Annotated in this window: 13 protein-coding genes; 2 read left to right on the top strand and 11 right to left on the bottom strand. The window is 72.7% G+C overall.

The window, feature by feature from the left end; translation table 11 throughout:
• The 5 genes from ACESL7_RS08730 to metF all read right to left on the bottom strand — a co-directional run.
• Positions 1 to 168 (bottom strand): ATP-binding cassette domain-containing protein (locus tag ACESL7_RS08730; protein WP_372892932.1); only part of this gene is annotated, 168 nt, incomplete at its 3' end.
• Between the two features lie 84 nt (positions 169 to 252).
• Positions 253 to 1,983: an ABC transporter permease gene (locus ACESL7_RS08725; RefSeq protein WP_372892930.1), complete on the bottom strand. Its 1,731-nt coding sequence runs from the start codon at positions 1,981 to 1,983 to the stop codon at positions 253 to 255.
• Position 1,984: 1 nt separating this feature from the next.
• Positions 1,985 to 3,181 carry an ABC transporter substrate-binding protein gene (locus ACESL7_RS08720; protein WP_372892929.1) on the bottom strand — a complete coding sequence of 399 codons (1,197 nt, stop codon included), beginning with the start codon at positions 3,179 to 3,181 and terminating at the stop codon, positions 1,985 to 1,987.
• Positions 3,178 to 3,807: a CDP-alcohol phosphatidyltransferase family protein gene (locus ACESL7_RS08715; RefSeq protein ID WP_372892928.1), complete on the bottom strand. Its 630-nt coding sequence runs from the start codon at positions 3,805 to 3,807 to the stop codon at positions 3,178 to 3,180. The genes ACESL7_RS08720 and ACESL7_RS08715 overlap by 4 nt, the downstream gene beginning before the upstream one ends.
• 130 nt (positions 3,808 to 3,937) lie before the next feature.
• The gene (gene metF, locus ACESL7_RS08710; protein ID WP_372892927.1) at positions 3,938 to 4,807 is read right to left on the bottom strand and encodes a methylenetetrahydrofolate reductase [NAD(P)H]; all 870 of its coding nucleotides are present in this window, start codon (positions 4,805 to 4,807) and stop codon (positions 3,938 to 3,940) included.
• Between the two features lie 95 nt (positions 4,808 to 4,902).
• Between metF and ACESL7_RS08705 the strand changes: the two genes are divergently transcribed.
• Positions 4,903 to 5,808 (top strand): LysR family transcriptional regulator, encoded by a 906-nt coding sequence (locus ACESL7_RS08705; protein WP_372892926.1) that lies wholly within the window; start codon positions 4,903 to 4,905, stop codon positions 5,806 to 5,808.
• A gap of 6 nt (positions 5,809 to 5,814) precedes the next feature.
• Here the strand turns inward: ACESL7_RS08705 and ACESL7_RS08700 are convergent, their stop codons facing one another.
• The gene (locus ACESL7_RS08700; protein WP_372892925.1) at positions 5,815 to 6,021 is read right to left on the bottom strand and encodes a cold-shock protein; all 207 of its coding nucleotides are present in this window, start codon (positions 6,019 to 6,021) and stop codon (positions 5,815 to 5,817) included.
• Between the two features lie 199 nt (positions 6,022 to 6,220).
• Here ACESL7_RS08700 and ACESL7_RS08695 point away from each other — a divergent pair, with 199 nt between their 5' ends.
• Entirely contained in the window at positions 6,221 to 6,535 is a 315-nt protein-coding gene (locus ACESL7_RS08695; RefSeq protein ID WP_372892924.1) for an ArsC/Spx/MgsR family protein, read from the top strand.
• A 39-nt stretch (positions 6,536 to 6,574) separates the two neighbouring features.
• On the opposite strand, the gene ACESL7_RS08690 is transcribed toward ACESL7_RS08695, so the two are convergent.
• The 5 genes from ACESL7_RS08690 to ACESL7_RS08670 all read right to left on the bottom strand — a co-directional run.
• Positions 6,575 to 7,129, bottom strand: coding sequence for a DoxX family protein (locus ACESL7_RS08690; RefSeq protein ID WP_372892931.1), 555 nt, complete (start codon positions 7,127 to 7,129; stop codon positions 6,575 to 6,577).
• A gap of 26 nt (positions 7,130 to 7,155) precedes the next feature.
• On the bottom strand, positions 7,156 to 7,920 hold the full coding sequence (locus tag ACESL7_RS08685; RefSeq protein WP_372892923.1) for an HvfC/BufC family peptide modification chaperone: 765 nt from the start codon (positions 7,918 to 7,920) through the stop codon (positions 7,156 to 7,158).
• Positions 7,917 to 8,765: an MNIO family bufferin maturase gene (bufB, locus tag ACESL7_RS08680; protein ID WP_372892922.1), complete on the bottom strand. Its 849-nt coding sequence runs from the start codon at positions 8,763 to 8,765 to the stop codon at positions 7,917 to 7,919. The genes ACESL7_RS08685 and bufB overlap by 4 nt, the downstream gene beginning before the upstream one ends.
• A 202-nt stretch (positions 8,766 to 8,967) precedes the next feature.
• A complete protein-coding gene (locus tag ACESL7_RS08675; protein WP_372892921.1) occupies positions 8,968 to 9,300 on the bottom strand; it encodes a BufA1 family periplasmic bufferin-type metallophore in 333 nt (110 codons plus the stop codon).
• Between the two features lie 217 nt (positions 9,301 to 9,517).
• Positions 9,518 to 9,948 (bottom strand): His/Gly/Thr/Pro-type tRNA ligase C-terminal domain-containing protein (locus ACESL7_RS08670; RefSeq protein ID WP_372892920.1); only part of this gene is annotated, 431 nt, incomplete at its 5' end.

Here is a 9,948-nt window from a genome sequence, read left to right as displayed (position 1 = left end):
CCCCATCACCGCGGCGAGAAGCGTCGATTTCCCCGCGCCCGAGGGGCCCATCACCGCAACGACCTCGCCCGGCGCCACGGCGAGATCCAGCGCGAGGAGCGGCGCCGCGCCCCGCGCGATCCGCACCCCCTCGAGGCGCAACCCGCGGCCCGTCTCCTCCGCGCCCATCATCCTGGCTCAAATACTCCGGGGGTGAATTGGCCGCCAGGCCAAGAGGGGGCAGCGCCCCCTCCGCGCCGGTCGCCGTGCGCCTCAGGCATCCTGCATCCCCCGCCGGTTCCGCCAGACGAGCCGCGGCAGCGTCAGCGCCAGCGCGAAGGGCAGAAGCGCCGCGCCCGTCTGCGCGAGCGCGTGCACCCCGATCGCGCGGCGGTCGCCGCCGGCGGCGAGGGCCACGGCCTCCGTCGTCACCGTCGCCACGCGGCCCCCGCCGACCAGGAGCGTCGGCAGGTACTGTCCCACCGAGACGGCCACACCCACCGCGAAGGCCGTGAGCAGGGGCCCCAGCAGCATCGGCAGCCGCACCCGCCAGAGCACGCCCTCCGCCCCCGCGCCGAGGCTCCGCGCCGCCGTGGCGAGGCGCGCGTCCCAGGCCCGCCAGGGATCGCCGAGCGACAGGAAGACGTAAGGGAAGACGAAGACGAGATGCGCCGCCGTCACCGCGGCGAGCCCCGGCGTCGTGCCCGTGGCGAGGAACGCCGCCTGCAGTCCCGGCAGGAAGGCGACCTGCGGCACGAGAAGCGGCGCGTAGAGGAGCCAGAGACCGCCGCGCCCGATCCTGAGACCATGGCGGGTCTCGGCCTCGAGGCATCCAACGGCGAGCAGGAGCGCGGCGAGCGCCGCGAGCCCCGCGATCGCGCCCGTCGTGGCGAGGAGGCGCAGGAGCTCCGGCCCGTGCCGTGCCCAGCTCCGGAGCGTCAGCGCCTCCGGCGCGGCGTCGGGAAAGCTCCAGAAGGCCGCGACCGACCAGAGCGCGAGCACGCCCAGCCCGGCGAGCACTGCGCCCGCCACCACGCCGGCCAGCGCGAGCGAGAGCGCCGCCGGCCAGCGCCCCCGCGGCCCCCGCCGCCCCGAGCGCACCCAGGCCCGGCCGAGCGACGCCACCGCCGCTTCGCCCGCGCGCCAGAGCGCGAGCGCCCCGGCGACGAGGGCGAGCTGCACCACCGCGCCCGCCGCCGCGCGCAGACGCAGCGCGAGGTCCGGGTCGTTCATCCAGCGCACGATCTGCACCGAGAGCGTCGGCGGCGTGTTCGGCCCGAGGATCGCCGCCACGTCCACCACCGTCATCGAATAGGCGAGGACCACGTAGACCGGCAGGCGGATCTGCGCGTAGAGCCGCGGAAAGACCGCGCGCAGCCACCCCGCCTCGCGCCCGTGGCCGAGGCTGCGCGCCACCGTCACCGCGCGGCGCGCGTCGGTCTGCCCGAGCGCGGCGATCGACATCAGCAGCAGGAACGGCACCTCCTTCGCCACGAGCCCGGCGGTCAGCGCGACGCCCCAGGGGTCCTGCACCACGAGCCAGTCGGGCGGGCGCTCCAGTCCGGTGGCCCAGGGCGAGAGCGCGCGCATCGCCCAGCCCGAGGGCGCGATCAGAAAGGCGAGCCCGAAGGCCGCCGCGGCATGCGGCACCGACAGGAGCGGCGCGAGCGCGCGCCGGATCACGCCGAAGGCGCGCGTCTCCGACCAGCTCGCGAGGATGGCGACCGTCACGGCGAGCGCGAGCGCGGTGGCGGCGAGGCCGGTCGTCACCGAAAGGCGCGCCGCCGCGCCGAGACCGGGCCAGGCGAGGAGATCACGCAGTGGCCCGAAGCCCGGCTCGATCCGCCCGAGCGCCGGCATCACGCCGATCGCCGGCAGCGCCGTGCCCAGAAGCCCCGCGCCCACCGGCAGCGTCAGCATGGCCACCGTCAGCAGCGGCACCGCGGGCAGAAGCCGGGGCCGCGGCGCGCGGCCGGCGGGGGCGGGCAGGGCGCGCGCCCGCATCTCAGTCGCGGGTGCCGAAACGCGCGATCCAGTCCGCCTCGATCCGCTCCATCCAGGAGGGATGCGGCTCGGGCAGGGTCGGGCCGAGCTCGTCGGGCGAGAGCGTGGCGACGCCGAGCGGCACCTCCTCGAAACGGGCGCGGTCCGCGGGCGGGAGCGCCGCCACGTCGAGCACCGTGCCGTAGCCGAGGATCTCCGGGTCGAGGGCACGGGCCTGCGCCTCGGGCGAGAGCAGGAAATTCGCCACCACCATCGCGCCCGCCCTGGCGGAGGCGTTGTAGGGAATCGCCACGAAGCTCGCGTTGCCGATGGTGCCACCCTCGGGGACGAAGGTGCGCACCGTGTCGGGTAGCTGGAAATCGGCGATCGCCGCCGAGGCCTCGCCGGGACTGAAGGAAATGGCGAGGTCGATCTCGTCATCGGCCATCAGCTGGATCTGGCGCGGCCCGCTCTGGGGATAGGCGCGGCCCTGCCGCCAGAGATGCGGCGTGAGATCGTCCACGAAGTCCCAGAGCGGCGCGGTGACGGCGGCGTAGTCTGCCTCGTCCGCGGGCCTCAGCAGAACGTCGGGGTCGTCCACGAGCCCGTAGAGCGCCTGCTTCAGGAAGGTGGCGCCCAGGAAATCGGGCGGCTGGGGATAGGTGAAGCGGCCCGGGTTCGCCTCGGCCCAGTCGAGGAGCGCCGCCATCGAGGGCAGGGGGGCCATGTCGGCGGAATCATACATGAAGACCACCTGCGCCGCCGCCCAGGGGCTCTCGTAACCCTCGGTCGGGACGGTGAAATCGGTCCGGACGGGCTTGCCGTCCGTGTCCACGTGACGCCAGTTCGGCAGATCCTCCGCGAAGGGGCCGAAGAGGAGGCCCGCCTCCTTCATCGCGGCGAAGTTCTCGCCGTTGATCCAGATGAGGTCCACGGCCCCGCCCGTGTCCTGCCCGGCGGTCTTCTCGGCCAGAACGCGGCTCACCGCGTCGGCGGTGTCGGCGAGCTTCACGTGCTCGACCGTGACGCCGTGGTCCGCGGCGACCCGATCGCCCACCCAGGCGATGAACTCGTTCGTGGCGGTGGAGCCGCCCCAGGCGTTCCAGTAGACGGTCTGGCCCTCCGCGGTACCCAGCACCGCGCCCCAGTCGGCCGGGTCGGGTTCGGCCAGCGCAAGGCCGGGCAGGGCGGCGAGCGCCGCGGCGAGCGGGCGGATCATCGGGTGTCCTCCGGGCTGTGGGCGGGAAAGACCTTGCGCGCGAGCAGGACGCGCGATCCTGCCGTGAGAAAGCAGAGCGCGCCGAAGATCCAGGCGAGCGGCGCGAAATGCTGCGGAGCCAGGCAGAGCAGCACGAAGAAGCCGATGGTCTCCGCCCCCTCCAGCAGCCCGCCGGTGAAGTAGAGCGACTTCACGCCGCGCGCGTCGGTGCGCATCCGCGCCTTCTCGGCGAGGATGGCGAAGCCGAGGAAGGTGGCGCCGTTGACGTAGAAGGCGGCGAGCAGGAAGGCCCCGGCGGCGCCGTTGCCCGCCGGATCGGCCAGCACGAAGGCGAAGGGCACTGCGCCGTAGAAGAGAAAGTCACTCGTGATGTCGAGGAAGCCACCGAAGTCCGAGGGCCGGCCCGCCCGGGCCACCGCACCGTCGAGGCCGTCCGCCAGCCGGCTCAGCAGAAGCGGCCCCAGCGCCCATCCCGGCGCACCCAACGCGATCGACGCGGCCGCCACCAGACCCAGCGCGAGGCCGATCAGCGTCACGGCATCGGCACTGACCCCGGCGCGCGCGACGCGCACGCCCAGCCGATCGAGGGGCGGGTCCATGACCGGGCGAAGGCGCGCATCGAACATGGGCGCGACAGTACGGGAGAGGCGCGCGAGCGACGAGTCGCAATCACGTGAAACCAGCCGCGGCGGGCCGCCGCGGGCAAGCGATTTTCAAATCGCTTGCAAGGCGCCTGGAAGCGCCTTGCGCCCGGCCTCAGGCGACGTGCTCGAGCCGCGCCTCGGGCTTCACGCCGAGCGCGGCGCAGACGTCGCGCGTGAGCTCGGGCTTGTTCAGCGTGTAGAAATGGAGCTTCTCCACGCCGCTCTCGAGAAGTTCGGTGCACATCTCGGTGCAGAGCGAGGTGGCCAGCAGATCGGCGCGCCCGTCGCGCTCGGCCTTGGCGAAGGCATCGTCGAGCCACGCGGGGATGTAGGCGCCGCAGGCCTTGGCGAAGCGCTTGATGCCGGCCCAGTTCTCGATCGGCATGATCCCCGGCACGATCGGCGCGTCGATGCCCGCCTTCTCGCAGCGGTCGCGGAAGCGGTAGAAGGCCTCCGTCTCGAAGAAGAACTGCGTGATCGCCTCATGCGCGCCGGCGTCGATCTTGCGCTTGAGCCAGTCGATGTCCGCCCCCTCGTAGGGGGCGTCCGGGTGCGGGTCCGGGTAGGCGCCGACGCGGATGGTGAAGCGCCCCGTCTCGGCGAGCGCCTCCACGAGCTCCGCGGAATTGGCGAAGCCGTCGGGATGCGGCGTGAAACCGCCCGAATCCTTCGGCGGGTCGCCGCGCAGCGCCACGATCTGGTTGACGCCCGCATCGGCGAAGCCGTTGGCGATGGCGAGCGTCTCCTCGCGCGTGGCGTTCACGCAGGTCAGATGCGCGGCGACATCGAGGCCGGTGTGCTTGTGAAGGGTGCCCACCGCGTCGCGCGTGAGTTCCCGCGTGGTGCCGCCGGCGCCGTAGGTCACCGAGACGAAGCGCGGCGCGAGCGGCGCGAGCACCTGCACCGTGTCCCAGAGGCGGAAGGACGCCTCAAGCGACTTGGGCGGAAAGAACTCGAACGAAACTTCCGGCGCGTCGGTCATGCTGACCCCCTTTTGGTAATTGGCGGACTTGTCGCATGGCGACATGCGTGAAACAAACTCATATCGTTCAACACCAACATGAGCGGCATGAGAAGATGCATCTCGAACTCAGGCACCTGCGCTCGATCAAGGCCATCCACGAGGAGGGCGGCCTCGGCCGCGCCGCCGAACGGCTGAACGTCACGCAGTCCGCGCTCAGCCACCAGATCAAGGGGCTCGAGGATCAGACCGGCGTCGAGCTCTTCGTGCGCCGCTCCAAGCCGCTGCGCCTCTCGGCGGCCGGGCAGCGCCTCTTGCGCCTCGCCGACCGGGTGCTGCCCGAGATCGAGGCGGCGCAGGCGGAATTCGCGGGGCTGCGCGCGGGCAGTTCAGGGCGGCTGCACATCGCGATCGAGTGTCACGCCTGCTTCGAGTGGCTCTTTCCGGTGCTGGAGGCCTTCCGCAAGTCCTGGCCCGAGGTGGACGTCGACATCCGCCCCGGCCTCGCCTTCGACGCGCTCCCCGCGCTCGAGAAGGAGGAGGTCGATCTGGTGATCTCGTCGGACCCGGAGGAACTGCCCGGCGTCACCTTCACGCCGCTCTTCGACTACGCGCCCGTCTTCGTCGCCTCCGCGCAGCACCCGCTCGCGCGGAAGCGCTACATCGAGGCGAAGGACTTCCGGGCCGAGACGCTCATCACCTACCCGGTCGAGCGCGCGCGCCTCGATGTCTTCAGCCAGCTCCTGACGCCCGCCAAGGTCGAGCCGGCGGCGATCCGGCAGGTCGAGCTCACGGCGGTGATCCTGCTCCTCGTGGCCTCGAACCGGGGCGTTGCCGTGCTGCCGGACTGGGTGGTGCGGGAGGTGAAGTATTCCTCGGACTACGTCACCCGGCCGCTCACGGCGAAAGGGCTCACGCGGCGGCTCTACGCGGCGACGCGGGCCGACGACACGCGCAAGCCCTTCATGACCGATCTTCTCGCCCTCGCGCGGGACGAAGCCACGCGGATGCAGGCCGCCTGAGCGATGTCAGAGCACCTTCAGGTCGGCCGCCATGGTCCGTCCGTCGCGCCCTTCGCGCAGCTCGTAGGACACGCGCTGATTGTCGGCGAGGCCCGTAAGCCCCGAGCGCTCCACCGCCGAGATGTGCACGAAGACGTCCTTGCCGCCCTCTTCGGGCGCGATGAAGCCATAGCCCTTGGTCGTGTTGAACCATTTCACGGTGCCGGTCGGCATTGTCCCGTGTCTCCTTTCGTTCCAGACTCCGCCCCGCGCTGCATCCGGCGGGGCGCGGTCGCCGGTTCCGGGCGCGGCGTCGGCCGAGGGCGCGCCGGGCACGGCGGATCGGGGGCCGCGAGGCAAGGATTGCACGGCGTCTGTAAAAGGCAAGCGAAACCGCGGCGCCCTGCCGCAGCCGCGTGAAGAGGACCGCGCCATGATCATCTACGGGCTGACCACCTGCGACACCTGCCGCAAGGCCTCCCGGACGCTCGACGGGATGCGCTTCGTGGACATCCGCGCAGAGGGCTTCCCGGAAGGCCTTCTCGATCGCGCGGTGGCGCGGTTCGGCACCGACCTCGTCAACCGTCGGTCGCGCACCTGGCGCGATCTGCCGGAGGCGGAGCGCGCACTCCCGGTGACCGAGCTGATCCGCCGTCACCCCTCGGTGATGAAGCGGCCCCTCATCGAGACCGGCGACGGCCTGCACCTTGGCTGGACCGAGGAGGTGCGCCGCGCCCTCGACGCCTGAGACGGGTTCGGCCGCGCCCGCCCTCAGCCGCGCCCGCCCTCAGCCGCGCCCGCCGACGCGGGCCAGAAGCGCCCGGTCGAGCGAGAGCGGACCGGCCCCTTTCATCACCAGCGTCACCAGCACGAAGACCCAGAACAGACGCTGATCGAGGATCGCGCCGTCCGGCATCCGGTCGAACCACGCGCCGAGCGTCCCGGCGTGCTCGATGCCCCCGTGGCCATAGAGGTCGGTAAGGCTCTGCAGCACCACGAAGCCGATCATGCCGAGCGCGGCGAGCCGCGTCAGCAGCCCCAGCACGATCAGCGCCGGCAGGACGAACTCGGCTGCCGTGCCAGCCACCACCACCGCCCGGTGCCAGAGCCCGAGCTGGCCCGGATCGAAGCCCGCCGCCTCCATCGCGCGCGGAAAGATCTGCGCATAGGCGCCCATCGAGGGCTCGAAGAGCCCGAAGAGCCCGGGCCCGAGCTTCGTCGCGGCCGCGTGCCAGAAATAGACGAGAAGCACCGCGGCGAAGGTGAACCGCGCGAGGGTCGGAAGCACGACCCCGTCGCTTGCAAGAAGGGCCTGAACCTGCGCGGGAAGGGGGCCGCGCATCGGTGCGGCAGAGGCTGTCGGGGCGGTCATGGCGTGGTCTCCCTTGCTGAATCGGAGCGAAGTCCCGTGATGGCGCCCCCCCGAAGCAGGGCGCCGAGCACCGGGCCGAGATCGAAGGCGGCATCCTCGGCGTCGCCTGCGTCCTGTGCCGTGCCGAGCGTTTCTCCCGCGGCAAGCGCCGCGACCGCCACCGCGCCCCCGGGCGGCAGGGCCTCGGCCACGGGGTCGAAGCCGGGGCGCGTCACCAGAAGGTCCTCCGCCCCGCCGTCCGGCCGCGGCCCGCCGCCCAGAGCATGCGCGCGCAGCGCCGCGACCGGCCAGCGGGAGCGCAACACCGACACCGCCGGCGCCAGTGTCACCCGCGTCCCGGCGAGGTGCTCGGGCGCGATCGCCCCGAGCGCCGCCGGATCGGCCGCCGCTGCGTCGCCCGCGTGGTAGGCCGCGCGCAGCGCGAGCTCCAGCCGTGCGAGGTCCGGCGCCCAGCCGAAGCGCGCCAGCGCCGGTGCACCCTCGACAAAGGCTGGCAGCGCATCGCCGTAGAGCATGAGGCGCGGATCGCGCGGGGGATGCGCCCGCACGAAGGCCAGCGCCAGCCCGCGGAAGATCTCCGCCCCGAGGAGCGCGCGCAACGCCGGAAACCCGGTCTGGAGCGCGGCGACGAGGCTCGCGTGAACGTTGTTGCGATAGACGTCGAAGCGCCGCCCTGCCGCGTGCCCCGCCCCGTCGGCAAGCCCCGCGGGCGCCGGGCGCCCGGGGTCGAGGAGCGCGGCGCGGAAGCCCCCGGCGCTCATCGCACCGCCTCCAGCGCGGCTTCGGCGCGCACTGCCTCCGCCGCGAGCATGGGCCAGTCCGGCACCTCCGTGTCCCACTCGATCAGCACCGGCCGCGGACCCGTCCGCGCCAGCACCTCGCCGAGGAGCGCCCAGACCGGATCGGCCACCGGCGCCCCGTGATCGTCGATCAGCAGGGGGGCTCCACGGTCATCCACCTGCTCGGCGTGCCCGCCCAGATGGATCTCGCCCACTGCCTCCAGCGGGAATGCCGCCAGATAGGCGCGCGGCGAAAAGCCGAGGTTCACCGCAGAGACGAAGACGTTGTTCACGTCCAGCAGGAGGCCGCAGCCGGTGCCCTCGACGAGCTGCGCGAGGAACTCCGTTTCCGCCATCTCGCTGTTCTCGAAGACGAGATAGCTCGACGGGTTCTCCAGAAGCATCCGCCGCCCAAGGGCCTGCTGGACGGTGTCGACATGCCTCGCGACCCGGTCCAGCGTCGCCCGTGTCCAGGGCAGCGGCAGGAGATCGTTCAGGAAGGTTCCCTCGTGCGTGGACCAGGCAAGATGCTCCGAGAAGCTCGCCGCGCCGACGCGGTCGCAGAGCGCCGCCACCCGCGCCAGATGCCCCGCGTCGAGCGGTGCCTCGCCGCCGATCGAGAGCCCGACGCCGTGCACCGAGACCGGCATCCGCTCGGCGAGCGCCGCGAGTTGCGCCTGCGGACGCCCCCCCGCGCCGAGGTAGTTCTCCGCGTGCACCTCGATCCAGCCCACCGGGCCGGGATCCGCCAGCAGCGCCTCGAAATGGCGTGCCTTGAAGCCGACGCCCGCCCTCTGGGGCAGGCCCTCTCGCATCGCGTCGAACATGGGTCTCTCCTTTCGGACCGAGCATCGCGCCACGCCGTCCCGGGCGCCCGGTCCTTCTTCTTGGCGAAAATATCCCCGCCGGAGGCGCGGCCGCGCGCTTCGCGCGCGGCCCGAGCGAAGGTGTCGCGCGCCCCGCGCGCGTCTGCCTGGCCGCCTCCGGGTCACGGGCGCGCGCCGGGGCCTCCGGCGCGCGCCGGCCGGCTCAGCCCTGCGGCAGGTCGCGCTCGAGCGGCTCGAGCGAGCCCATGCGGTCGCCCGGCAGTTCCACCTCGCCGTCGTCGGCGATCACGGGCGTGCCGGACTCGCAGGTGCCGGTCTCCACCAGTGTCCAGGCGTTGCCCTGCCAGTCCACCGTCGAGGTTCCGGCGCAGGTCGTGCCCGGTCCGGCGGCGCAGTCGTTCTCGCCGGCGAGGCTCACGCCGTAGCACTTCACGGCGTCCTGCGCGGCGGCCGGCGTGGCGTGGCCCGAAAGCGCGGCAGCGATGGCGCCCGCGACGGCGCCCGCGACGGAGGCGGTCTTCAGGGTATTGGACATGCGATCTCTCCCGATCCTTGGTTCCGGTAGCGCCGCGCCCTGCGCGGCTGACCAAGGAGTAGGCGTGCGACGGAATGACGCGCCAATCACGCGGGCGTGCTTCACCCGGGCGTGCACCGCCGTGACGGGCCCGTGACGGATCGGGCTCCGATGTTTCAGGAGAGGCGGCCCCCGGATGCGGGCCGGCGCGCCGCGGGCCATGCCGCGGCGCGGAATGTTACACGCGGTCCGGGGCGCGCGCCTCCTCGGCCAGCCGGCTCACGATTTCGTCGAGCCCCGAGGTCGCCGTCGCCTTCTCGCCGAGCCGGCGCACGGTCACCGTGCGGTCCTCGACCTCGCGGTTCCCGACGGCGAGGATCACCGGCACCTTGCCGAGCGAATGCTCGCGGACCTTGTAGTTGATCTTCTCGTTGCGCAGGTCGCTCTCGGCGCGCAGACCGGCCGCGCGCAGCGCCGCGACGGCCTCCTCGGCGTAAGGATTGGCGTCGCTGGTGATCGTGGCCACGACCACCTGCCGCGGCGCGAGCCACATCGGCAGCTTGCCGGCGTAGTTCTCGATCAGGATGCCGATGAAGCGCTCGAAGGAGCCCAGGATCGCGCGGTGGAGCATCACGGGGCGGTGCTTCTCGCCGTCGGCGCCGATGTAGG

The sequence above is a fragment of the Rhodosalinus sp. genome (genome assembly GCF_041685465.1).
Classification (GTDB): domain Bacteria; phylum Pseudomonadota; class Alphaproteobacteria; order Rhodobacterales; family Rhodobacteraceae; genus Rhodosalinus.
The sequence above is the reverse complement of the archived record's forward strand: the minus strand, read 5'-3'. Positions and strand labels throughout refer to the sequence as shown.